Origin of the sequence: Duganella flavida, from assembly GCF_009857445.1 — a bacterium.
Taxonomy (GTDB): domain Bacteria; phylum Pseudomonadota; class Gammaproteobacteria; order Burkholderiales; family Burkholderiaceae_D; genus Rugamonas; species Rugamonas flavida.
Window position 1 is genome coordinate 23182 of sequence record NZ_WWCN01000005.1, and the last position, 20890, is coordinate 44071.

Sequence of the window (20890 nt, forward strand, 5' to 3'; positions counted from 1 at the left end):
AACGCTCTCAAGCGGGCCGATTAGTGATAATCTCCACCGCTTCTGATACAAGGCTGTATATGATGATTAAGACAAAATTTGCTTTGGCTGCGCTGATGGCCGCCCTCGCCGCCGCGCCAGCCGGCGCCACCACGCACCACCACAAGAAAAGCAGCGCCAAGGCCAGCACCACTTCGAGCAAGTCCAAAAGCACCAAGTCCGGCAAAAGCGCGACCAAGGCCAGCAAAGGCAAGGCCACGGCTAAAACCTCCGGCAAGACCAAGGTCGTTGCCGCAGCGGCCGCCGTGCCTGCGCTGAAAGTCGCATCCGAACGCTGGCAAGACCGCCAGTTCGACAACCTGAGCAACCAGTTCCTCAACGCCCTGTGGCGCATCGATTCGGAAAGCGCGATCTACGCCGGCAAGTACGACACCGCCGCCACGCTGACCGTGTTCGACAAGGCCGAGCAGGAAAAAGAGCTGGCCTTCATCGGCGAGTGGAAAGGCAAGTTCACCGCCGTCAATGCCAGCAAGCTGTCGTCCAAGCAGCGCACCGACCTCGGCCTGCTGATCAACAAGCTCGATAGCGACCGCTTCCGCCTGACTACGCTGCGCGAGTGGGAATGGAATCCAGCCAGCTACAACGTCGCCGGCCCGCTCGACCTGATCCTGAACACCGAATACGCTGCCCAGCCGCAACGCCTGCGCACGCTGCTCAAGCGCATTGCCAGCATTCCGGCTTACTACGATGCGGCGCGCGCCAACATCGTTAATCCAACCCGCGAGCACACCCGTCTGGCGATCAAGCAAGCGCCGGGCGTGCAGACTCTGCTGACCGAAGTGGACAAGGCAGCGCAAGCGTCCATCCTGACGCCGCTGGAAAAGCAGCAATTCACCCAGCGCGTGAATGCGGCGCTGAACGCGGTGGATGGCTACGTCGCTTTCCTGACCGAGATGGACAAGCAGATGGACACCAAGGGCCGTCGCAGCTTCCGCCTCGGCAAAGAGCTGTACGAGCAAAAGTTTGCCTACGATATCCAGTCGGCCAGCACCGCCGAGCAGACCTATCAAAAGGCGCTGGCCACGCGCGAAGAGCTGCTGGCCAATATGGACAAGCTTTCCGATGAACTGTGGGACAAGACCATGGGTAGCACCGCCAAGCCTACCGACCGCTTTGCCAAGATCGGCATGGTGATCGACAAGCTGTCGGCACGCCATGTGGCGCGCGAGGATTTCGTCAACGAGATCAAACGCCAGATTCCAACGCTGCAGGATTGGGTGATCAGCCATAACCTGCTGACCCTGGATCCGAAGAAGCCGCTGGAAGTGCGCGCGACACCGGCCTATGCCGCAGGTGTGGCAGGCGCCAGCATCGATGCACCGGGGCCGTATCGTCCGCAAGACCGCACTTTCTACAACGTGACGCCGCTTGATGGCGCCACGGCGGAAGCGGCCGAGAGCAGCCTGCGCGAGTACAACTACTGGATTCTGCAAATCCTGAATATTCACGAAGCGATTCCGGGCCACTACGCGCAGCTGGTGTACGCCAACCGTTCGCCATCGATCGTGAAGTCGATCTTCGGCAATGGCGCGATGGTGGAAGGTTGGGCGGTCTATGGCGAGCGCATGATGCTGGAGTCCGGCTACGGCGACAACGCGCCGGAGATGTGGCTGATGTACTCGAAGTGGAACTTGCGCAGCGTGACCAACACCATCCTCGACTACAGCGTGCACGTGCTGGGCATGACGGAAGAGCAGGCAATTGATCTGCTGACGCGCCAGGCCTTCCAGACGCGCAGCGAGGCGGTGGAGAAATGGCACCGCGTGCAAGTATCGTCGGTGCAGCTGACCAGCTACTTCAGCGGCTACAGCGAGATCATGGAATTACGCGAGCAGCGCAAACAGCAACTGGGCGCCAAGTTCAACCTGAAGGAATTCCACGAACAATTCCTCAGCTACGGCAGCGCCCCAGTGCGCGTCATCAAGGGCTTGATGACGCAGTAATCCTGCGCTCGCTCAAAGCGATGGGCATGTGATTCGATACGATGGAGAACGGCTGCCTCACAGCCGTTCTCTGATACTCTCATATCGAGGAGGTATCAAAATCATGGCCATGTTCGATACACTCAGCTATGTTAAGAAATTAACTGATGCAGGCGTGCCATATGAGCATGCTGTCGCGCAAGCCCGGTCCTTAAATGAAGTGCTATCCCAAGCGCTATCAGCGCAGTGCGATGCGCTGGTCCCTAAGACCGACTTTCCTGCTCGCTTAGAAAGCATCAAGCATGACCTCGACATGCTGAGACTCAAAGTGGAGTCACTTCAGCAGGATCTAAGCGCTCCGAAGTAGGACTTGGCCGGTCAGGCTTTTTCTTCTGGAGCGGTGGAGAGGCGGACGAACATTGGGGCGACCAGCAGGCCCAGTTCGAACAGCAGACACATCGGGATCGCCAGCGAGAACATTGAGACGGCATCCGGCGGCGTGACAATTGCGGCAATCACGAAGGCGCCGACGATGGCGTAAGGGCGGATCTCTTTCAGCTTGGCCACACTCACCAGGCCCATGCGCACCAAAATCACCACCACTACCGGCACTTCAAACGTCGCGCCAAACGCCAGGCACATCGACATCACGAAATCCAGGTAGTTTTCGATATCCGGCATCACCGCAATCGACGTCGGCGAGAACTCGGCAATGAACTGGAACACCCGGCCAAACACCAGGAAGTAGCAGAACGCCACGCCGGACATGAACAGCAGCGATGACGAAATCACCAGCGGTGCAATCAAGCGCTTCTCATGCGCGTACAAGCCCGGCGCCACAAACGCCCACAGCTGGTACAGCACCCAAGGCAAAGCCAGAATGATGGCAATCACCAAGGTCACCTTCATCGGTACCAGGAACGGCGAAATCACGCCGGTGGCGATCATCTTCGAGCCCACTGGAAGCGAGCGGATCATCGGCTCGGCGATGATGTCGTAAATACGCGAAGGCCCAGGCCAGATCATCAGGCCGATGCACATCAGCGCAATGCCGATCGAGGCCTTGACCAGGCGGTCACGCAGTTCGATCAGGTGAGAGATAAAGGTCTCTTCGCCCGGGTTTGGTGTGGTCATTTAAAAGAAGGAGCTAGTGGTAGGGCCGCGCGGACGGAAGCGCGCTACCCGCGCCGCGCCCGAGGTCACGTGCAGCTTGCCGCCGTGGCGCTGCTTGTACCAGTTGGGAATGGCCGAGTTGCGCACCAGCTTCTTGCGGCGGAACTCGCGCGCCTTGCGCGACACATCTTCCGTGGTGACGTTGTTGAACGAAACCGATTCGTAAGCAGGTGTGCTGTCGTTGAAAGCACTTTCCACTTCCGACATGTTCTGCGAAATCGAATTTTCCACGTCCGACTTGATGGCCTGGGCAGCATCCTGCACATCTTTTTGCAGGTTGCGCAGCTCTTCCAGCTCGATTTCGCGCGAGACCTCGGATTTCACCTCGTTCAGGTAGCGCTGGGCGCGGCCATACAAAGTCCCGGCCATGCGCGCCACCTTGGGCAGCTTTTCAGGACCGATGACGACCAGCGCAACCACGCCGATGACAGCAAGTTTGGTAAGACCGAGATCGATCATAAGAAGTGATTACGTAAGCGAATGCTTACTTCTTCTCTTTCGTGTCGACGTCGATGGTACCCGGTGCCGGAGCGGCTGGCTTGTCTTCGTCCGCACCTTTCACGCCATCCTTGAAACCTTTGACGGCCTTGCCGATGTCCGAACCCATATTACCCAGTTTCTTGGTGCCGAAAACCAGCATGACGATCACCAGAACGATCAGCCAGTGCCAAATACTAAAAGAACCCATCATATTCCCCTAAATTCGTTTGATTCCAGGACTGCTGCCACAGTATAAGCGAAGCGCAGTGCCTCCGGTAAATGTAGTGACCTAGCGCTGGCCGCGCCACGGATGCGCGCCGCCGATCACGTGCAGGTGTAAATGGTACACCTCCTGCCCGCCATCCGGCCCACTGTTAATCAGCGTCTTGTAACCGAGCGTCGGCTTGCCGTCGGCATCATAGCCGACCGCGCAGCCGGATTCTTCTGCCAAGCGAGGGGCCAAGGCCAACATCTTGCCCAGCAGTTCAGGCTCGCCAGCAGCGTCCTGCAGGGTGCCGAAGTGCTTTTTCGGAATCACCAGCAGGTGCACCGGCGCGGCAGGATTGATGTCCTTGAAAGCCAGTAGGTCGTCATCTTCGTACACGGTGGTCGAAGGGATTTTCTTTTCGGCTATTTTGCAAAAAATGCAGTTTTCCACTCGATGGCTCCGATTATTCTTTACGCATCTTTACGGGATGCTTTTTCCTCGATGCCGGACACGCCCTCGCGGCGCGCCAGTTCATTGAGCACTTGCTGCGGTTTCAGGTCGAACTGGGCCAGCAGCACCAGCGTATGGAACCACAAGTCGGCCACTTCGTACAGCACCTTGCCGCTGTCGCCGCCGGCGCGCGCATCCTTGGCGGCCATCACGGTTTCAGTGGCTTCCTCACCGATCTTTTTCAGGATGGCGTCGTCGCCCTTGGCAAACAGCTTGGAGGTGTAGGAGGTGGCGGGATCGCCGCCATTGGCCGGCTTGCGCGATTCGATCACGTCGGCCAGGCGGTCAAGAATGGTGCTCATTTGCCTGCCTTGTAAATGTCGTTGGGATCTTTCAGCACCGGCTCGGTGTTCTGCCAGTCGCCTTCGTGCTCGTCTCCTTCAAACTTCTGGAAGAAGCAGGAGTGGCGGCCGGTATGGCAAGCAATGCCGCCAGCCTGCTCGATTTTCAGCAGCACCACGTCTTCATCGCAGTCGAGGCGGATTTCCAGCACCTTCTGCGTGTGGCCGGACTCTTCGCCCTTGTGCCACAGCTTTTTGCGCGAGCGGCTCCAGTAGACGGCTTCACCCAGCTCCACCGTCTTGGCCAGCGCCTCGCGGTTCATCCAGGCGAACATCAGCACATCGTTGCTGCCCGCTTCCTGGGCGATGACCGGCACCAGGCCGTGCTCGTCCCACTTAATTTTTTTCAACCAGGCCGCCTTCGGCTGGATGCTTGGAGTACTCATTTTTTATTCTCTTAAACCAGGCGCATCGGAATGCCCTGTTGTGCCATGAAACGCTTGGCTTCCTGCACCGTGTGCTGGCCGTAGTGGAAAATGCTGGCTGCCAGCACCGCGTCGGCCTTGCCCAGCTTGACGCCGTCGGCCAGGTCTTGCAGGCCGCCCACGCCACCGGAAGCGATCACCGGAATGCTGATAGCGTCGGACACACCGCGCGTCAGGCCCAGGTCGAAGCCGGACTTGGTGCCGTCCTTGTCCATGCTGGTTAGCAGGATTTCGCCGGCGCCCAGCTGTTCCATTTTCTTGGCCCACTCGATGGCGTCAATGCCGGTGGCCTTGCGGCCGCCGTGGGTGAACACTTCCCACTTGCCCGGCGATACCTGCTTGGCGTCGATCGCCACCACGATGCACTGCGAACCGTGCTTTTGCGAAGCATCGAACACCAGCTGCGGATTCGACACCGCCGACGAGTTCATGCTGACCTTGTCCGCGCCGGCGTTCAGCAGGCGGCGCACATCGGCCACCTCGCGCACGCCGCCGCCCACGGTCAGCGGAATGAAGACCTGCGACGCCACCGCTTCGATGATGTCGAGGATCAGGCCGCGGTTATCGCTGGTGGCGGTGATGTCGAGGAAGGTCAGTTCATCGGCGCCCTGCTCGTCGTAGCGGCGCGCGATTTCCACCGGATCGCCGGCATCGCGCAGCTCGGTGAAGTTGACGCCTTTGACGACGCGGCCATCGGTCACGTCGAGGCAGGGGATGATGCGTTTAGCTAGCATGGGTTACTCTTAAGCTTCGTCTTCTTCGGCCAGGTCACCGCTCAGCTCATCGGCGCGTTCTTGCGCCGATGCCAGGTCGATGGTGCCTTCGTAAATCGAACGGCCGCAGATCACGCCCTCGATGCCTTCGTCCTGCACTGCGCACAGGGCTTCCACGTCGGCCAGGTTGTGCAGGCCGCCCGAAGCGATCACCGGGATCTTCACGGCTTGCGCCAGCTTGACGGTGGCTTCGATGTTCACGCCACCCATCATGCCGTCGCGGCCGATGTCGGTGTAAATGATCGATTCCACGCCGTAGGCTTCAAATTTCTTGGCCAGGTCGATCACTTCGTGGCCTGACATTTTGCTCCAGCCGTCGGTCGCAACCTTGCCGTCCTTGGCGTCCAGGCCAACGATGATGTGGCCAGGGAAGGCGCCGCATGCATCGTGCAGGAAGCCCGGCTCTTTCACCGCAGCGGTGCCGATGATGACGTAGGTGATGCCGGCGTCCAGGTAGCGCTCGATGGTGTCGAGGTCGCGGATACCGCCGCCCAGCTGTACCGGGATTTCTTCAATGTCGTTTTCTTCCGCGAAGTCTTGCACCGCTTTCAGGATGGACTTGATGGCAGCCTCGTTCTTTGGCTTGCCGGCGAAAGCGCCGTTCAAGTCAACCAGGTGCAGGCGGCGCGCGCCTTGCTTCAGCCAATGCAGGGCCATCTCGGCCGGATCTTCGGAAAATACGGTGGCGAGTTCCATATCGCCTTGTTTCAAGCGAACGCAGTGACCGTCTTTGAGGTCGATAGCAGGAATGAGCAGCATGATGGTTTAAGTTAAAAATTAAAAAAAGAAATCAAGGGTTCCAGTGGACAAAGTTCTTGTACAACTGCAGTCCGGTCGCGGCGCTTTTCTCCGGATGGAACTGGGTCGCAAAAATATTATCACGGGCCACGGCACAACTGAACGGCGCACCGTAGACAGTTTGGCCGACAGTGTGCGCCAACTGCTCCGGCTGGGCGAAATAGCTGTGCACGAAGTAGAAATAGGCGTTGTCCGGAATATCCTGCCACATCGGATGAGACGCCGTTTGCTGGACTTGGTTCCAGCCCATTTGCGGGACTTTGAAACGCGAGCCGTCTTCCTGCAGCTGGCCATCCAGCTGGAAGCGCACCACCTTGCCCGGCAACAGGCCGAGGCCGGCAGCATTGCCTTCCTCGCTGACGTCAAACAGCATTTGCTCACCGATGCACACACCCATCAGCGGCTTGGTTTTCGAGGCGGCTAGCAAGGCTTCCTGCACGCCGGACTCGCGCAAGCTGCGCATGCAGTCCGGCATTGCGCCCTGACCAGGCAGCACGATGCGGTCGGCCGATTCGATGTCGGCCACTTCGCCGGAGATCAGCACATTGGCTTCCGGCGCCACGGCGCGCAGGGCCTGCGCAACCGAGCGCAGATTACCCATGCCGTAATCAACTACTACGATTTTTTTCATAACGTTTTTTATCAACCCGTTACAGGGTGCCCTTGGTCGACGGGATGGTGCCGGCAGCGCGTGGGTCCAGCTCGGACGCCATGCGCAGCGCGCGGCCGAAGGCCTTGAACACGGTCTCGCACTGGTGGTGGGCGTTGGTGCCACGCAGGTTGTCGATGTGCAGGGTCACCAGCGCGTGGTTGACGAAGCCGCGGAAGAATTCCAGCGTCAGGTCAACGTCGAAGGTGCCGATCATCGCGCGCGTGAACGGGATGTGATATTCGATGCCTGGGCGGCCCGAGAAATCCAGCACCACGCGCGACAGCGCTTCGTCCAGCGGGACGTAGGAGTGGCCGTAGCGGACAATGCCCTTGCGGTCGCCGATGGCCTTGGCCACTGCCATGCCCAGCGTGATGCCGACGTCTTCTACCGTGTGGTGATTGTCGATATGGATATCGCCAGTCGCTTCGACGTCGAGGTCGAACAGGCCGTGGCGGGCGATCTGGTCCAGCATGTGATCGAGGAAAGGCACGCCGGTATTCAGTTTCTGTTTGCCGGTGCCGTCCAGGTTGATGGATACGCGGACTTGCGTCTCGTTGGTGTTGCGGATGATTTCTGCGGTGCGGTTCATGAAAAGCTCGCGATGGTGTCAGGCTGCCTGCGATGCGGCGAAGGCATCGAGGAAGGTGGAATTTTCTTCCGGAGTGCTAACGGTAATGCGTAAACAGTTTGCCAGCACACTATGCATTTTACTCACATTTTTAATTAATACCTTGTGAGACAGCAGTTTTGCGTGGCTGGCGTCGGAATCGGGCACGCGAATCAAGATAAAATTCGCCGCCGACGGAAATACCTCCACGCCCGGCATGACGGCCAATGCAGCCGTCAGATCGGCGCGTGCGGCGCGTAACGCGGCTGCCTGCTGGTTCAGCACCTCCACGTGGTCGAGCGCGAATTCGGCCGCAACCTGGGTCAACACGTTGATGTTGTATGGAGGCCGCACTTTATCGAATTCGGCCAGCAATTGCGGGGCTGCCGACATGTAGCCGAGGCGTATGCCGGCCAGTCCCAGCTTGGACACGGTGCGCATCACCACCAGATTCGGAAATTCAGGCAGGCGATTCATAAAGGTCTGCTGGGCGAATGGCTCGTAAGCCTCGTCCACTACGGCCAGGCCGAAACCATCGAGCGCCTTGATGATGGCGACGATATCTTCTTCCGTGAACAAGTTACCGGTTGGGTTGTTCGGGTACGAAAGGAACACCAGCGCCGGCTTGTGTTTGGCGATGGCGTCCAGCATGGCCGGCAGGTCGAGCGTGAGGTCTGCTTTCAAAGGCACGCCAACGTAATCCATGCCGGCGAATTGCGCCGAGCGCTGGTACATCACGAACGACGGCGTCGGCGCGACCACGGTGGCGCGGCGGTCCTGCATGGCGCAGGCCATGCACAGGATGGAGATCAGTTCATCCGAGCCGTTGCCGAGAATGACGTCATAGCCGGCCGGTACGCCCAGCTTGTCGATGATGCGCTGCTTGATGGTGCTGTAGGCGGCGGCCGGGTAGCGGTTCAGCGCCACGTCGGCCAGGCGCTGGGCCAGGTCCTCCCGCAGATGATGCGGCAGGTGGTAAGGGTTCTCCATCGCATCCAACTTGATGAAACCACTCGCATCAGCGACGTGGTAGCTGGCTACAGCTCTTACGTCGGGGCGGATGGTGCTGTTAACCAGCAGATCGATGGGGGACATCTTACTTAAGCTCCTATGAGTTGACTAAACTTCGCTTGGCCCGCGGCACGGGCTTTTTCTTAGGCGGCGGCGCCGGTACTTCGGGCATCGCCAGACGTTCGGCGATGATCGCGCAATAATCTGGATTCAGTTCGAAGCCCACGTAATTGCGGCCGGTACGCTTGGCAGCAATGGCCGTGGTGCCGCTGCCCATGAACAGGTCGAGCACCACGCCGTCCGGCGGGCACGAGGCCTTGACCATGCGCTCGATAATCTCCAGCGGCTTTTGCGTGGGATGATCGGCGCGCTCCGGATGCTCACGGTGCAGGCGCGATACGCTCCACAAATCTTTCGGGTTGTAGCCCACTTCCAGCCATTTCGCGCCGATGAAGATGGAACGCGTGCGGGCTTTCTTGGTCTCGGCATCGTAGGGAATGCGCACGGCGTCGAGGTCGAAGTAGTAATCCTTGCGGCCGACGAAGAAACCGATGGTGTCATGCACCGACGAGTAACTGCGCACGCTACCGCCCATCGACGGCACGCGGCGATCCCAGATAATTTCGTTCATCATCGTCATACGCTTTTTCAGCATGACGAAAATCTCCGGCGAAAAACGCCAGGTCAGGAAAATGTACAAGCTGCCATTCGGCTTCAGCTTGGGCAGGGCGGCGTCTATCCACTGCTCGGTCCAGAGCAGGTAGTCGTCTACCGACTGCTGGTCCGAGGCATTGCCGTAGTCTTTGCCCAAGTTGTACGGTGGGTCGGTCAAAATCAGGTCGATAGAACCATCGGGGATGCGCGCCAAACCGGCCAGCGCATCCTCACAGAAGACCTGATTAAGCCAATCACTCATTTGAGGCGCAGCTCCGCGCTGCGGGCGTGTGCCTGCAAGCCTTCACCGTAAGCCAGTTCCGCCGCGACCTTGCCCAGCGTTTGCGCGCCGGCTTCGCTGACGTGAATGATGGACGAACGTTTCTGGAAATCGTACACGCCCAGCGGCGACGAGAAGCGCGCGGTGCGCGAGGTTGGCAGCACGTGATTCGGACCGCAGCAGTAGTCGCCCAGCGATTCGGACGAGAAGCGGCCGAGGAACATGGCGCCGGCGTGGCGGATCTTGTCGGCCCATTGCTGCGGCTCGACGGCGGAGATTTCCAGGTGTTCGGCGGCGATGCTATTGGCAATGGCGCAGGCTTCATCCATATCGCGCACTTTGATCAGCGCACCGCGATCGCCCAGCGAAGTCTTGATCACTTCCTGGCGCGGCATGGTTGGCAGCAGTTTGGCGATGCTGGCTTCCACTTGCGCGATGTAATCTGCATCAGGGCACAGCAGGATGGCTTGCGCCAGCTCGTCGTGCTCTGCTTGCGAGAACAGGTCCATCGCCACCCAGTCAGGATCGGTGGTGCCGTCGCAGACGATCAGGATTTCCGACGGGCCGGCAATCATGTCGATGCCGACGGTGCCGAACACGCGGCGCTTGGCCGACGCCACGTAGGCGTTGCCAGGACCGACGATTTTATCGACGGCTTGAATGGTCTCGGTGCCGTAAGCCAGTGCGGCCACGGCTTGCGCGCCACCGATGGTGATCACGCGGGTCACGCCAGCGATGGCGGCAGCGGCAAACACCATCTGGTTCTTCACGCCGTCCGGCGTTGGCACCACCATGATGATTTCTTCGACGCCGGCGACGTGCGCAGGAATCGCGTTCATCAGCACCGACGATGGGTAGGCAGCTTTACCGCCCGGGACGTAGATGCCCACACGGTCCAGCGGCGTTACGCGCTGACCCAGCACCGTGCCATCGGCTTCGGTGTAGGTGAAGCCGTTCAGTTCCTGCTTCTGGCGTTCGTGAAATACGCGCACGCGGTCTGCGGCGACTTCCAATGCCTTGCGCTGTGCGTCGGGAATGGCGGCCAGTGCGGCTTGCAGTTCTTCTTGCGAGACATCCAGCGCTGCCATGCTGGTGGCACCGCCGTTTGGAATACGGTCGAAGCGATTGGTGTATTCGAGGACGGCGGCGTCGCCACGTGCTTTCACGTCAGCGAGGATTTTGCCGACCGCGCCTTCGATAGCATCGTCAGTGCTGGCTTCAAAAGCCAACAGGGTGTCCAGACGTTGTTTGAAATCGGCCTGGCTGGAATCGAGCTTGGTAATCATTTTTTGGATGCGCGTTCAAATGCTTCGATAATCGGTTGCAGGCGCTCGCGTTTCATCTTCAGTGCAGCTTGATTCACGATCAGGCGCGACGAAATATCCATGATGGCCTCGACCTCTTTCAGATCGTTGGCGCGCAGCGTGCCGCCGGTGCTGACCACGTCGACAATCGCGTCCGACAGGCCGACCAGCGGCGCCAACTCCATCGAGCCATACAGCTTGATCAGGTCAACGTGCACGCCCTTCTTGGCGAAGTGCGCGCGCGCGGTCTCGACGAACTTGGTGGCCACGCGCAGGCGCGCACCTTGACGCACCGCAGTCTCGTAATCGAAACCGTTGCGCACCGCGACTGACATGCGGCACTCGGCGATACGCAGGTCGATCGGCTGGTACAGTCCTTCGCCGCCGTGCTCCAGCAGCACATCCTTGCCAGCCACCCCGAAGTCCGCCGCGCCATGCTGCACATAGGTCGGCACGTCGGTGGCGCGCACGATCAGCACGCGCACATTCGGGTCATTGGTCGGCAGGATCAGCTTGCGCGAAGTTTCCGGATTTTCGGTGACGGTGATGCCGGCTGCTTCCAGCAACGGCATGGTGTCTTCGAAAATGCGGCCCTTCGACAGCGCAAGAATCAGCTGCTGGGAGTCGGCTTGGAAAGAGCTCATGATTTATTTGATTCGCTTGATGTTAGCGCCTACGGCGGAGAGTTTGACTTCCATCTGGTCGTAGCCGCGGTCCAGGTGATAGATGCGGTCGATCAGCGTTTCACCGCGCGCAGCCAGGCCAGCGATCACCAGCGAAGCAGATGCACGCAAGTCGGTCGCCATAACAGGCGCACCAACCAGCTGTTCCACGCCTTTGATAAAGGCGGTGTTGCCATCGGTTTCAATTTGCGCACCCAGGCGGTTCATCTCCTGGACGTGCATGAAGCGGTTTTCAAAAATGGTTTCCGTCACGCGGCTGGCGCCTTCGGCGATGGTGTTCACCGCCATGAATTGCGCTTGCATGTCGGTCGGGAAGCCAGGGTATTCGGTGGTGCGGAAGGTCACGGCGTGCGGACGCTTGTCCATCTGCGCGCGGATCCAGGTGTCGCCGATGGTCAGTTGCAGACCGATCTCGCGCAGCTTGTCCAACGCAGCATCCATGATATCGACGCGGGTGTTGCGGATGGTGATATCGCCACCGGTGGCCGCAACGGCGCACAGGAAGGTCGCGGCTTCGATACGGTCCGAAATCACGGCGTGTTTGGCGCCATGCAGTTCGCTCACGCCTTGAATCACCAGGCGGTTGGTGCCGATGCCTTCGATCTTGGCGCCCATCGCCACCAGCAGGTGTGCCAGGTCGGTCACTTCAGGCTCGCAGGCGGCGTTTTCCAGCACGGTTTCACCTTCGGCCAGGGTGGCGGCCATCAGCAAGTTCTCGGTGCCGGTCACGGTGATCATGTCGGTGACGATGCGTGCGCCTTTCAGCTTGGCGCACTTGGCGTAAATGTAGCCACCTTCAACGGTGATGTCAGCGCCCAGCGCTTGCAGGCCCTTGATGTGCTGGTCGACAGGACGCGAACCAATCGCGCAGCCGCCCGGCAGCGAGACCTTGGCTTCGCCGAAGCGCGCCAGCAGCGGGCCCAGTACCAGAATCGACGCACGCATGGTCTTCACCAGATCGTACGGTGCTTCCAGCTTGGTGATGGCGCTGCCATTCAGCGTAACTTTGTCGCCGTCTTGGGTGACCTTCAGGCCGGTCTCGCCCAGCAGTTTCAGGATGGTCGATACGTCGTGCAGGTGCGGCACGTTGGACAGCTCGACGTCGCCGGCGGTGAGCAGGCCTGCGCACAGGATAGGCAGTGCAGCATTCTTCGCGCCGGAGATGGTGATGTCGCCTTGCAGGCGGTTACCGCCTTGAATCAGAAGCTTGTCCATGCTTATCCTTGGTATTCATCAGGGGTGAGGGTTTTCATCGACAGTGCGTGGATTTCTTCGCGCATGCGGTCGCCCAGCGCAGCGTACACCAGCTGGTGGCGCTGGATTGGACGCTTGCCTGCAAACGCAGGCGACACAATGACGGCCTGGAAGTGCTGGCCATCGCCCTCCACTTCGAGGTGGGTGCATTCGAGACCGGCCGAGATATAGCCGTGGATCAGTTCTGGAGTGGTAGCCATTTTTAAATTCCCTAATTAGTGGCGCAGACGATATCCGCTGCGCAGCAAACGAATCGCCAGGAACGCCAGCACGACGAGGAAGGCCGAAACAATGGCCACGCTCACCAGCGGATTGACGTCGGACTGGCCGAAGAAGCCGTAACGGAAGCCGTCGATCATGTAGAAAAACGGATTCAAATGCGAGACTGCCTGCCATACCGGCGGCAGCGAATGGATCGAATAGAACACGCCGGCCAGGAAGGTCAGCGGCACGATCAGGAAGTTCTGGAACGCGGCCAGCTGGTCGAACTTCTCAGCCCAGATGCCGGCGATCAAACCCATGGTGCCGAGGATGGCGGCGCCCAGCAGCGCAAACACCAGGATCCACAGCGGCGCGGCAAACGACATGTGGGCAAACCACGCGGTCACGAAGAACACGCCGCAGCCCACCACGATGCCGCGCACCATAGCGGCGATCACATAGGCCGAGAAAATCTCCCAGTGCGACAAAGGCGTCAGCAGCACGAACACCAGGTTGCCAGTGATCTTGGACTGGATCAGCGAGGACGACGAATTGGCGAAAGCGTTCTGCAAAACGCTCATCATCACCAGGCCCGGGATCAGGAACGAGGTGTAGCTGACGCCATCGTAAACGTTGACGCGCCCTTCCAGCACGTGGCCGAAAATCAGCAGGTACAGCATGGCGGTCAGGATAGGCGCGGCGATGGTTTGCGTTGCTACTTTCCAGAAGCGCAGGGTCTCCTTGAAGACCAGGGTACGGAAGCCGGCGGAGATGAAGTTCATACGGTACCTTTTTCCATGATCTGGATGAAGATATCTTCCAGATCCGCTTGTTGCAGTTGCATTTCGTCGATCACGGCGCCCGACTCGCGCAGGCGTTTCAGGATTTGTTCGACTTCAGCGTATTCATTGATGCGCAGGCTGTACTTCTTGCCTTGCTCCGACGCTTCCGGATGCGTGACCAGATGGCGCAGGTCATCCGAAATATCGCCGTGCGTCAGGTTCACGATCAGCTGCGAACCGGAGATGCGGCGGATCAGCGACGCCATGCTATCCAGTGCCACCACCTTGCCCAGTTTGAGCATGGCCACGCGCTTGCACATGGCCTGCGCTTCTTCCAGGTAGTGGGTGGTCAGCACCACGGTGTGGCCTTCGCGATTGAGGCGCGAGATGAACTTCCACAGCGTCTGGCGCAGTTCCACGTCGACGCCGGCGGTCGGCTCATCGAGCACGATCACGGGCGGCTTGTGCACCAGCGCCTGCGCCACCAGCACGCGGCGCTTCATGCCGCCGGACAGGGCGCGCATATTGGTGTCGGCCTTGTTGGTCAGGTCGAGGTTGTGCATCACCTCGTCGATCCACGCGTCGTTGTTTTTCAGGCCAAAGTAGCCCGATTGCAAGCGCAGCGTTTCGCGCACGGTGAAGAACGGGTCGAACACCAGTTCCTGCGGCACCACGCCCAGCTTCTTGCGGGCGGCGCGGAAATCGCTGACCACGTCGTGGCCGTGGATCTTGACCGAACCGGCGTCCGGACGAATCAGGCCGGCAATGGTGGAAATCAACGTGGTTTTGCCGGCGCCGTTCGGGCCCAGCAGGCCGAAAAATTCGCCCTCTTCAATGGTGAGGGACACGCCGCCTAGTGCCTGGAGCGACTTGTAGCGCTTCTCGACATTGCTAATTTGGATCGCTGTCATTCTTGACTTATCTATAAGGTTGCGGCGGCAAAGCCGGCGCGCGGGAAGATGCTGCGGAACGCCACGGCTCTTCGGCTGTGGCAACGTTCAATTATATTGGAAATTCAATCGGTCCGAGCCGGACCGGGGATTTACGCAGTTATTACTGCGAGCGGCGGAGTGGGGCGGGGGTCAATGGTGATGGTGGGCGGAGTCGTCGCCAACCTGGGTCTTCTTGCTGAAGACCGATTCCGGTGCTTTCACCGGTGAAAATTCGTCGAGCGCCGGATTGCGGTACGCAACGCCTTCCGAGTCGAGCTTGACGTCAGTCGGGAACAGCAGCGAGCACACACCGTACAGCTTGGTCAGGCTTTGCAGCGCCGGTGGCAGGTTTTTCAGTTCCAGCTTGATGCCCTTGGCTTGCGCAGCGCGCTGCCACGACAGCATCACCGACACCGCCACCGAATCCACCGTCAACACATGGCGCAGGTCGAACGCGGTCTGGCCGGCCTGAATGGCGGCATAGCCGCGCTCCAGCGCCGCGGTGGCGTTGAGCACGGTCAGGGACGTGAGCGACTGCAGGTTGTCGATGGGTTCAGTAACGGCGTTCATGGCGTGTATTACTTCGGTGCGTTGGTTTTCAGTGGCTTGCTGGCGAGTTTTTTGTTTTTCTCGGTCAGCGCCTTGATCAGGCCGTCCATGCCGCCTTTCGAGATTTCCGACGCGAAAGTGCCTTTGTAGGTTTCCACCAGCCAGGCACCCAGCACGTTGATGTCGTAAATCTTCCAGCCTTGTGGGCCCTTGGCAACGCGGTAGTTCAGCGGGATCGGTTCGCCGCGGCTCATGTTGACCTGCGAACGCACTTCCACTTCGGTGTCGGTTGGATCAGCGCGCAGCGGCTTGAATTCCACGGTTTCGTTCTTGATCTGCGACAGCGCGCCCGAGTAGGTGAACACCAGCAGCGAACGGAACTGTTCGGTCAGAGCTTTTTGCTGCTCCGGAGTAGCATCGCGCCAGAAGCGGCCGGCGGCCAGCGCGGTCATGCGCTGGAAATCCACGTATGGCAGGATCTTGCTTTCCACCAGATCGATCACCTTCTTGGTGTCGCCGGCCTGGATCGCCTTGTCGGTCTTGGCGGTATCGATCACGTCCTGGCTGATGCGTTTCACCAGCGCGTCCGGCGCCTCGTTGGCAGGCACGGCGGCGTGAGCGCTAACCGCTACGGCGACAGTTGCTAAAGCGATAAATTTTTTAATGAAGTTCATCTTTTGTATGCCTTATGAGTGGTTCTTCGGGTCTCACTGGCTGTCTGGTTTTGCAGCCGGTGTGCCGGAGTTTAACTCTTTTGGGGCCGATTCGGATGACACGGGTGCGGAACTTTCCGAATCGTCATCTTTTTTACGCTTGCGCGGCATATCGTCGGTGTCCGGATGAATCTGGCTTTCGCGGCGCTGCAGGAAGCCGTCGCGGATGAATTCATAGCGATCCAGCGCAGCATCTTCCAGCAGCGTGGAGGCATCCAGCAGGCTGGCGCGTTGGTCGACCACACGCAGGGCAGTACCGGTGTTGCGGATGTAAATCGGTTCTTTGTAGCGCCAGATGTCGCCGGTGATGTCGACCGGCAGGGCGGCGGTGTCGCGCAGGGTCGACGGGCCCAGCAGCGGCAGCATCACGTAGGGACCGGATGGCACGCCCCATACGCCCAGGGTCTGGCCGAAATCTTCCTTGTGCTTTTGCAGGCCGGCTTCGGAAGCGATGTCGAACAGGCCGGCGATACCGAACGTGGTGTTCAGCGCAAAGCGGGCGACGTCCGACATGCCATCTTCACCCTTGCCTTGCAGCAAGTTGTTAATGGCGCTCCAAGCGTCGCCCAGATTGCCGAAGAAGTTGCCGACACCCGTTTGCACAAAGCCTGGGGTGACGTTTTTATACGCCGTGGCCACCGGTTTCAGCGCGTAGGTATCGACCGTGTCGTTGAAATCAAACATGGCGCGGTTGAAGCCTTCGTACGGGTCGCGCGGGTTAGGACCGGCACAGCCGGCCAGCAGGGCGGTGACGCCCAGCGCCAGCGCGGTTTGGCGCAATTTGGTGGAACCCATCATTTTTCGTCCTTTCCGTCTGCGGCCTTGCTGTAGATGAACTGGTTGATCAGGTCTTCCAGCACGGCTGCCGATTGCGTACGGGCGATCTTGTCGCCGGCCGCCAGATTATTAGTGTCGCCGCCGGCTTCGATGCCGACGTATTGTTCGCCCAGCAAGCCAGCGGTCAGGATTTTGGCCGAACTGTCTTTAGGGAATTTGTAACCTTCTTCCATGTTCAAGGTTACCAGTGCCTGATAGCTCTTGTCATCAAACTTGATCTCTCCCACACGGCCGACCACCACACCGGAGGCCTTGACCGCCGCTTGCGGGCGCAGGCTGCCGATATTGTCGAACTTGGCGGTGATCGCGTAGGACTTGCCGAAGGACAGCGAGCCCATATTGCCGGCCTTGAGCGCCAGGAACATCAGGGATACTACGCCGACAACGATGAACAGACCAACCCAGACATCCAGAGATTTACGTTGCATAATTATTCCTCAGTTTCTTTATCTTTTATTTGCTGAACATCAGCGCCGTCATCATGAAGTCCAGCCACCAGATCATCAGCGACGAGATCACGACCGTGCGGGTGGTGGCGCGCGCCACGTCTTCCGGGGTCGGCTGCGCTTCGTAGCCCTGGTACAGGGCGATGAAAGTGATCGCAATACCGAACACCACGCTCTTGGCAAAGCCGTTGAAAATATCTTTGTAGATGTCGACGCCGCCCTGCATCTGCGACCAGAACGCACCGTCATCGACGCCGATCAGCTGTACGCCAACCAGCCAGCCACCCAGCACGCCAACCGCGCTGAAGACAGACGCCAGCAGCGGCACCGACAGGGCGCCGGCCCAGAAACGCGGCGCCAGCACACGCTGGATCGGATTCACGGCCATCATTTCCATGGCGGACAGCTGCTCGCCAGCCTTCATCAGGCCGATTTCGGCGGTCAGCGAGGTACCGGCGCGGCCGGCAAACAGCAGCGCGGTGATCACCGGGCCCAGTTCGCGGGTCAGGCCCAGCGCCACCAGCAAGCCCAGCGACTGCTCGGCGCCGTACTTATTCAGCGTGTAATAACCCTGCAGGCCCAGCACCATGCCGACGAACAGGCCGGAAAGGGTGATGATCAGCATCGAGTAATTGCCGATGAAATGCAGCTGCTCAATTACCAGGCGCGGGCGCTTCAGCAAGCCCGGCGACAGGCCCAGCATGGAGCCAAAAGTACGGGCGCCGAAACCGATGCTTTCAACATAATCGCGCAGGGGCGCGCCCAGCTTGGACAACCAATTCTTCAGACTCATACTTGCACTCCCAGGCCCAGATCCTCGGCCAGGGACTTGCCTGGATAGTGGAACGGCACCGGGCCGTCCGCTTCCGCGTTGACGAACTGCTTCACATACGGGTCGGTCGACACCAGCATCTCAGCCGGCGTGCCGCTCGCAACAATCTTGCCTTGCGACAGGAAATAAACATAGTCGGCGATGGCGAAGCTCTCCTTGACGTCGTGCGACACCAATACCGTGGTCGAGCCCAGCGCCGTATTCAGGTTACGGATCAGGTTGGCGGTCACGCCCATCGAGATCGGGTCCAGGCCGGCGAACGGCTCGTCATACATAATCAGTTCGGGGTCCAGCGCGATCGAGCGTGCCAGCGCCACGCGGCGCGCCATGCCGCCCGAGATCTCGCCCGGTTTCAGCTTGGCGGCATTGCGCAGGCCCACGGCTTGCAGCTTCATCAGCACCAGGTTACGGATCAGCTCTTCCGGCAAATCGGTGTGCTCACGCAGCGGGAAGGCGACATTTTCAAATACGCTGAGGTCGGTGAACAGGGCGCCATGCTGGAACAGCATGCCCATTTTGCGACGCAACAGATACAAGCCGGCGGTATTCAGCTTGTGCACCACCTGGCCCTGGACCTTGACATGGCCTTTCTGCGGACGCAGCTGGCCGCCGATCAGGCGCAGCACGGTGGTCTTGCCGCTACCGGAGCCACCCATGATCGCAATCACCTTCCCGCGCGGGAAGTCCATGTTCAAGCCCGACAGGATCGCGCGCTTGCCATAGGTGAAGTGTAAATCACGGATTTCGACTAGATTAGCCACGACTGAACTCATTTTTTGGAATGCCGTATTGTAGTGCAGAAAGGTCAATCTCTGCAGGAGACGCCCCCGGGAGAGGCGTTGAGTAGCAGATAATACAACACTACTGAACCCAAAGTCAGTAATTTACACCAAGCACTAATTGTTACATTCATGCAGTGCAGCAAACGGTACTTTCAAAAAAAAACCGGGTACGGCTGGGGATCGCCCATCCGTACCCGGCAGGGAGCCAGGCCGAGCCTGGTTACCGTGTGTTGAGCTTAACGCGGCAACTCGGAACTGCCCATCAGGAACTCATCGACCGCGCGCGCGCACTGGCGGCCTTCGCGGATCGCCCACACCACCAGGGATTGGCCGCGGCGCATGTCGCCGGCAGCAAACACCTTGGCTGCGGAAGTTTTGTAGCAGCCTTCGCCATCCGTGGTGGCTTTGGCATTGCCGCGTGCATCTTTATCTACTGCGAATGCGTCCAGGATGTTGGCGACTGGCGACACAAAGCCCATGGCCAGGAATACCAGGTCGGCTTTCATTTCGAATTCCGAGTTCGGCACTTCGCTCATCTTGCCGTCTTTCCATTCGACGCGGCAGGCGATCAGTTTTTCAACTTTGCCGCCCTTGCCTTCCAGGCGCTTGGTGGCGACCGCCCAGTCACGGCTGCAGCCTTCGTCGTGCGAGGACGAGGTGCGCAGCTTGGTCGGCCAGTATGGCCAGACCAGCGGCTTGTTCTCTTGCTCCGGCGGAATAGGCATCAGTTCAAACTGGGTTACCGAGGCGGCGCCGTGGCGATTGGAGGTGCCCACGCAGTCGGAGCCGGTATCGCCGCCGCCGATCACCACCACGTGCTTGCCGGTGGCTTTGATCTGGTCTTTCAGCTTGTCGCCGGCGTTGACCTTGTTTTGCTGCGGCAGGAAGTCCATGGCGAAATGCACGCCTTTCAGCTCGCGGCCTGGCACCAGCAGGTCGCGCGGCGCTTCTGCACCGCCAGCCAGTACGACGGCGTCGAATTCCTTCTGCAGGTCTTCAGGGAAGATGGTTTCCTTGGCCCAGTTGTTGACGTTGGCCGGGAAGTCCTTGCCGATCAACACGCTGGTGCGGAAGGTCACGCCTTCAGCTTCCATCTGCTTGACGCGGCGGTCGATGTGCGACTTTTCCATCTTGAAGTCTGGAATACCGTAGCGCAGCAGGCCGCCGACGCGGTCGGATTTTTCAAACACGGTCACAGCGTGGCCAGCGCGCGCCAGCTGCTGGGCTGCGGCCAGGCCGGCTGGACCGGAACCAACCACGGCAACTTTCTTGCCACTCTGTTTGGCCGCAGGTTGCGGCACCACCCAGCCGTGCTCCCAGCCTTCGTCGATGATCTTGTGCTCGATCGACTTGATGCCGACTGGCAGTTCGTGGATGCCCAAAGTACAGGCAGCCTCGCACGGCGCCGGGCAGATGCGGCCGGTGAATTCCGGGAAATTGTTGGTCGAGTGCAGGGTGTCCAGCGCCTCGCGGTAGTTGCCGCGATAAACCAGATCGTTCCAGTCCGGGATGATGTTGTTGACCGGGCAGCCGTTGTTGCAGAACGGGATGCCGCAATCCATGCAGCGTGCGCCCTGTACCTTGGCTTGCTCGTTCGTCAGCGGAATGACGAATTCCGCGTAGTTTTTCAGGCGCGTCGCTGGCGGCAGATAGCCTTCTTCCTGACGCTGGAATTCCATGAAGCCGGTGATTTTACCCACGA

The 20890-nt window shown here is 59.7% G+C and carries 27 protein-coding genes; 2 read left to right on the forward strand and 25 right to left on the reverse strand.

What is annotated here, in order from left to right:
* Nucleotides 1-62 precede the first annotated feature (62 nt).
* Entirely contained in the window at nucleotides 63-1982 is a 1920-nt protein-coding gene (locus GTP46_RS08855; RefSeq protein WP_161006582.1) for a DUF885 domain-containing protein, read from the forward strand.
* 103 nt (nucleotides 1983-2085) lie between these two features.
* Nucleotides 2086-2328 (forward strand): DUF1640 domain-containing protein, encoded by a 243-nt coding sequence (locus tag GTP46_RS08860; RefSeq protein WP_161006274.1) that lies wholly within the window; start codon nucleotides 2086-2088, stop codon nucleotides 2326-2328.
* A gap of 11 nt (nucleotides 2329-2339) precedes the next feature.
* Here GTP46_RS08860 and tatC read toward each other — a convergent pair whose 3' ends face one another.
* From tatC to GTP46_RS08985, 25 genes are all read right to left on the reverse strand, one after another.
* Entirely contained in the window at nucleotides 2340-3095 is a 756-nt protein-coding gene (tatC, locus tag GTP46_RS08865; protein WP_161006275.1) for a twin-arginine translocase subunit TatC, read from the reverse strand.
* The gene (gene tatB, locus GTP46_RS08870; RefSeq protein WP_161006276.1) at nucleotides 3096-3593 is read right to left on the reverse strand and encodes a Sec-independent protein translocase protein TatB; all 498 of its coding nucleotides are present in this window, start codon (nucleotides 3591-3593) and stop codon (nucleotides 3096-3098) included. It lies immediately after the preceding gene.
* A 25-nt stretch (nucleotides 3594-3618) separates the two neighbouring features.
* Entirely contained in the window at nucleotides 3619-3822 is a 204-nt protein-coding gene (gene tatA, locus GTP46_RS08875) for a Sec-independent protein translocase subunit TatA (RefSeq protein ID WP_072783665.1), read from the reverse strand.
* A gap of 81 nt (nucleotides 3823-3903) precedes the next feature.
* The gene (locus tag GTP46_RS08880) at nucleotides 3904-4272 is read right to left on the reverse strand and encodes a histidine triad nucleotide-binding protein (protein WP_161006277.1); all 369 of its coding nucleotides are present in this window, start codon (nucleotides 4270-4272) and stop codon (nucleotides 3904-3906) included.
* 20 nt (nucleotides 4273-4292) lie between these two features.
* The gene (locus GTP46_RS08885; RefSeq protein ID WP_161006278.1) at nucleotides 4293-4634 is read right to left on the reverse strand and encodes a phosphoribosyl-ATP diphosphatase; all 342 of its coding nucleotides are present in this window, start codon (nucleotides 4632-4634) and stop codon (nucleotides 4293-4295) included.
* The gene (hisI, locus tag GTP46_RS08890; RefSeq protein ID WP_092281005.1) at nucleotides 4631-5059 is read right to left on the reverse strand and encodes a phosphoribosyl-AMP cyclohydrolase; all 429 of its coding nucleotides are present in this window, start codon (nucleotides 5057-5059) and stop codon (nucleotides 4631-4633) included. Before hisI ends, GTP46_RS08885 begins: the two co-directional genes overlap by 4 nt.
* A gap of 11 nt (nucleotides 5060-5070) precedes the next feature.
* Nucleotides 5071-5832 carry an imidazole glycerol phosphate synthase subunit HisF gene (gene hisF, locus GTP46_RS08895; protein ID WP_161006279.1) on the reverse strand — a complete coding sequence of 254 codons (762 nt, stop codon included), beginning with the start codon at nucleotides 5830-5832 and terminating at the stop codon, nucleotides 5071-5073.
* Between the two features lie 9 nt (nucleotides 5833-5841).
* Nucleotides 5842-6630: a 1-(5-phosphoribosyl)-5-[(5-phosphoribosylamino)methylideneamino]imidazole-4-carboxamide isomerase gene (hisA, locus tag GTP46_RS08900; protein ID WP_161006280.1), complete on the reverse strand. Its 789-nt coding sequence runs from the start codon at nucleotides 6628-6630 to the stop codon at nucleotides 5842-5844.
* Between the two features lie 31 nt (nucleotides 6631-6661).
* Nucleotides 6662-7300, reverse strand: a complete 639-nt coding sequence (hisH, locus tag GTP46_RS08905; RefSeq protein WP_161006281.1) for an imidazole glycerol phosphate synthase subunit HisH — start codon at nucleotides 7298-7300, stop codon at nucleotides 6662-6664.
* 19 nt (nucleotides 7301-7319) lie between these two features.
* A complete protein-coding gene (gene hisB / locus GTP46_RS08910) occupies nucleotides 7320-7910 on the reverse strand; it encodes an imidazoleglycerol-phosphate dehydratase HisB (RefSeq protein ID WP_161006282.1) in 591 nt (196 codons plus the stop codon).
* An 18-nt stretch (nucleotides 7911-7928) separates the two neighbouring features.
* The gene (hisC, locus tag GTP46_RS08915; RefSeq protein ID WP_161006283.1) at nucleotides 7929-9023 is read right to left on the reverse strand and encodes a histidinol-phosphate transaminase; all 1095 of its coding nucleotides are present in this window, start codon (nucleotides 9021-9023) and stop codon (nucleotides 7929-7931) included.
* A 13-nt stretch (nucleotides 9024-9036) separates the two neighbouring features.
* Nucleotides 9037-9855: a DNA-methyltransferase gene (locus GTP46_RS08920; protein ID WP_161006284.1), complete on the reverse strand. Its 819-nt coding sequence runs from the start codon at nucleotides 9853-9855 to the stop codon at nucleotides 9037-9039.
* Nucleotides 9852-11159 (reverse strand): histidinol dehydrogenase, encoded by a 1308-nt coding sequence (gene hisD, locus GTP46_RS08925; RefSeq protein ID WP_202414209.1) that lies wholly within the window; start codon nucleotides 11157-11159, stop codon nucleotides 9852-9854. The genes GTP46_RS08920 and hisD overlap by 4 nt, the downstream gene beginning before the upstream one ends.
* A complete protein-coding gene (gene hisG, locus GTP46_RS08930) occupies nucleotides 11156-11821 on the reverse strand; it encodes an ATP phosphoribosyltransferase (protein ID WP_161006285.1) in 666 nt (221 codons plus the stop codon). The genes hisD and hisG overlap by 4 nt, the downstream gene beginning before the upstream one ends.
* Nucleotides 11822-11824: 3 nt before the next feature.
* The gene (murA, locus tag GTP46_RS08935) at nucleotides 11825-13075 is read right to left on the reverse strand and encodes a UDP-N-acetylglucosamine 1-carboxyvinyltransferase (RefSeq protein WP_161006286.1); all 1251 of its coding nucleotides are present in this window, start codon (nucleotides 13073-13075) and stop codon (nucleotides 11825-11827) included.
* A 2-nt stretch (nucleotides 13076-13077) separates the two neighbouring features.
* On the reverse strand, nucleotides 13078-13314 hold the full coding sequence (locus GTP46_RS08940) for a BolA family protein (RefSeq protein ID WP_161006287.1): 237 nt from the start codon (nucleotides 13312-13314) through the stop codon (nucleotides 13078-13080).
* Between the two features lie 15 nt (nucleotides 13315-13329).
* Nucleotides 13330-14097 (reverse strand): ABC transporter permease, encoded by a 768-nt coding sequence (locus tag GTP46_RS08945; RefSeq protein WP_161006288.1) that lies wholly within the window; start codon nucleotides 14095-14097, stop codon nucleotides 13330-13332.
* Nucleotides 14094-15008 carry an ABC transporter ATP-binding protein gene (locus GTP46_RS08950; RefSeq protein WP_161006289.1) on the reverse strand — a complete coding sequence of 305 codons (915 nt, stop codon included), beginning with the start codon at nucleotides 15006-15008 and terminating at the stop codon, nucleotides 14094-14096. Before GTP46_RS08950 ends, GTP46_RS08945 begins: the two co-directional genes overlap by 4 nt.
* Nucleotides 15009-15179: 171 nt before the next feature.
* Entirely contained in the window at nucleotides 15180-15599 is a 420-nt protein-coding gene (locus GTP46_RS08955) for an STAS domain-containing protein (protein ID WP_161006290.1), read from the reverse strand.
* 8 nt (nucleotides 15600-15607) lie between these two features.
* Entirely contained in the window at nucleotides 15608-16252 is a 645-nt protein-coding gene (locus tag GTP46_RS08960) for an MlaC/ttg2D family ABC transporter substrate-binding protein (RefSeq protein WP_161006291.1), read from the reverse strand.
* Nucleotides 16253-16285: 33 nt separating this feature from the next.
* Nucleotides 16286-17089: an MlaA family lipoprotein gene (locus tag GTP46_RS08965; RefSeq protein WP_161006292.1), complete on the reverse strand. Its 804-nt coding sequence runs from the start codon at nucleotides 17087-17089 to the stop codon at nucleotides 16286-16288.
* Nucleotides 17086-17556, reverse strand: coding sequence for an outer membrane lipid asymmetry maintenance protein MlaD (mlaD, locus tag GTP46_RS08970; protein WP_161006293.1), 471 nt, complete (start codon nucleotides 17554-17556; stop codon nucleotides 17086-17088). Before mlaD ends, GTP46_RS08965 begins: the two co-directional genes overlap by 4 nt.
* A 25-nt stretch (nucleotides 17557-17581) precedes the next feature.
* Nucleotides 17582-18367: a lipid asymmetry maintenance ABC transporter permease subunit MlaE gene (mlaE, locus tag GTP46_RS08975; protein WP_161006294.1), complete on the reverse strand. Its 786-nt coding sequence runs from the start codon at nucleotides 18365-18367 to the stop codon at nucleotides 17582-17584.
* Nucleotides 18364-19179 (reverse strand): ABC transporter ATP-binding protein, encoded by an 816-nt coding sequence (locus GTP46_RS08980; RefSeq protein ID WP_161006295.1) that lies wholly within the window; start codon nucleotides 19177-19179, stop codon nucleotides 18364-18366. Before GTP46_RS08980 ends, mlaE begins: the two co-directional genes overlap by 4 nt.
* Before the next feature lie 245 nt (nucleotides 19180-19424).
* A complete protein-coding gene (locus GTP46_RS08985) occupies nucleotides 19425-20888 on the reverse strand; it encodes a glutamate synthase subunit beta (RefSeq protein ID WP_161006296.1) in 1464 nt (487 codons plus the stop codon).
* Between the last annotated feature and the right edge of the window lie 2 nt (nucleotides 20889-20890).

What these genes read in the sequence shown, in the direction of transcription:
- GTP46_RS08855 (WP_161006582.1), top strand. Translation starts at nt 63, where the DNA reads ATGATTAAGACAAAATTTGCTTTGGCTGCGCTGATGGCCGCCCTCGCC.
- GTP46_RS08860 (WP_161006274.1), top strand. Translation starts at nt 2,086, where the DNA reads ATGGCCATGTTCGATACACTCAGCTATGTTAAGAAATTAACTGATGCA.
- tatC (WP_161006275.1), bottom strand. Translation starts at nt 3,095, where the DNA reads ATGACCACACCAAACCCGGGCGAAGAGACCTTTATCTCTCACCTGATC.
- tatB (WP_161006276.1), bottom strand. Translation starts at nt 3,593, where the DNA reads ATGATCGATCTCGGTCTTACCAAACTTGCTGTCATCGGCGTGGTTGCG.
- tatA (WP_072783665.1), bottom strand. Translation starts at nt 3,822, where the DNA reads ATGGGTTCTTTTAGTATTTGGCACTGGCTGATCGTTCTGGTGATCGTC.
- GTP46_RS08885 (WP_161006278.1), bottom strand. Translation starts at nt 4,634, where the DNA reads ATGAGCACCATTCTTGACCGCCTGGCCGACGTGATCGAATCGCGCAAG.
- hisI (WP_092281005.1), bottom strand. Translation starts at nt 5,059, where the DNA reads ATGAGTACTCCAAGCATCCAGCCGAAGGCGGCCTGGTTGAAAAAAATT.
- hisF (WP_161006279.1), bottom strand. Translation starts at nt 5,832, where the DNA reads ATGCTAGCTAAACGCATCATCCCCTGCCTCGACGTGACCGATGGCCGC.
- hisA (WP_161006280.1), bottom strand. Translation starts at nt 6,630, where the DNA reads ATGCTGCTCATTCCTGCTATCGACCTCAAAGACGGTCACTGCGTTCGC.
- hisH (WP_161006281.1), bottom strand. Translation starts at nt 7,300, where the DNA reads ATGAAAAAAATCGTAGTAGTTGATTACGGCATGGGTAATCTGCGCTCG.
- hisB (WP_161006282.1), bottom strand. Translation starts at nt 7,910, where the DNA reads ATGAACCGCACCGCAGAAATCATCCGCAACACCAACGAGACGCAAGTC.
- hisC (WP_161006283.1), bottom strand. Translation starts at nt 9,023, where the DNA reads ATGTCCCCCATCGATCTGCTGGTTAACAGCACCATCCGCCCCGACGTA.
- GTP46_RS08920 (WP_161006284.1), bottom strand. Translation starts at nt 9,855, where the DNA reads ATGAGTGATTGGCTTAATCAGGTCTTCTGTGAGGATGCGCTGGCCGGT.
- hisD (WP_202414209.1), bottom strand. Translation starts at nt 11,159, where the DNA reads ATGATTACCAAGCTCGATTCCAGCCAGGCCGATTTCAAACAACGTCTG.
- hisG (WP_161006285.1), bottom strand. Translation starts at nt 11,821, where the DNA reads ATGAGCTCTTTCCAAGCCGACTCCCAGCAGCTGATTCTTGCGCTGTCG.
- murA (WP_161006286.1), bottom strand. Translation starts at nt 13,075, where the DNA reads ATGGACAAGCTTCTGATTCAAGGCGGTAACCGCCTGCAAGGCGACATC.
- GTP46_RS08940 (WP_161006287.1), bottom strand. Translation starts at nt 13,314, where the DNA reads ATGGCTACCACTCCAGAACTGATCCACGGCTATATCTCGGCCGGTCTC.
- GTP46_RS08945 (WP_161006288.1), bottom strand. Translation starts at nt 14,097, where the DNA reads ATGAACTTCATCTCCGCCGGCTTCCGTACCCTGGTCTTCAAGGAGACC.
- GTP46_RS08950 (WP_161006289.1), bottom strand. Translation starts at nt 15,008, where the DNA reads ATGACAGCGATCCAAATTAGCAATGTCGAGAAGCGCTACAAGTCGCTC.
- GTP46_RS08955 (WP_161006290.1), bottom strand. Translation starts at nt 15,599, where the DNA reads ATGAACGCCGTTACTGAACCCATCGACAACCTGCAGTCGCTCACGTCC.
- GTP46_RS08960 (WP_161006291.1), bottom strand. Translation starts at nt 16,252, where the DNA reads ATGAACTTCATTAAAAAATTTATCGCTTTAGCAACTGTCGCCGTAGCG.
- GTP46_RS08965 (WP_161006292.1), bottom strand. Translation starts at nt 17,089, where the DNA reads ATGATGGGTTCCACCAAATTGCGCCAAACCGCGCTGGCGCTGGGCGTC.
- mlaD (WP_161006293.1), bottom strand. Translation starts at nt 17,556, where the DNA reads ATGCAACGTAAATCTCTGGATGTCTGGGTTGGTCTGTTCATCGTTGTC.
- mlaE (WP_161006294.1), bottom strand. Translation starts at nt 18,367, where the DNA reads ATGAGTCTGAAGAATTGGTTGTCCAAGCTGGGCGCGCCCCTGCGCGAT.
- GTP46_RS08980 (WP_161006295.1), bottom strand. Translation starts at nt 19,179, where the DNA reads ATGAGTTCAGTCGTGGCTAATCTAGTCGAAATCCGTGATTTACACTTC.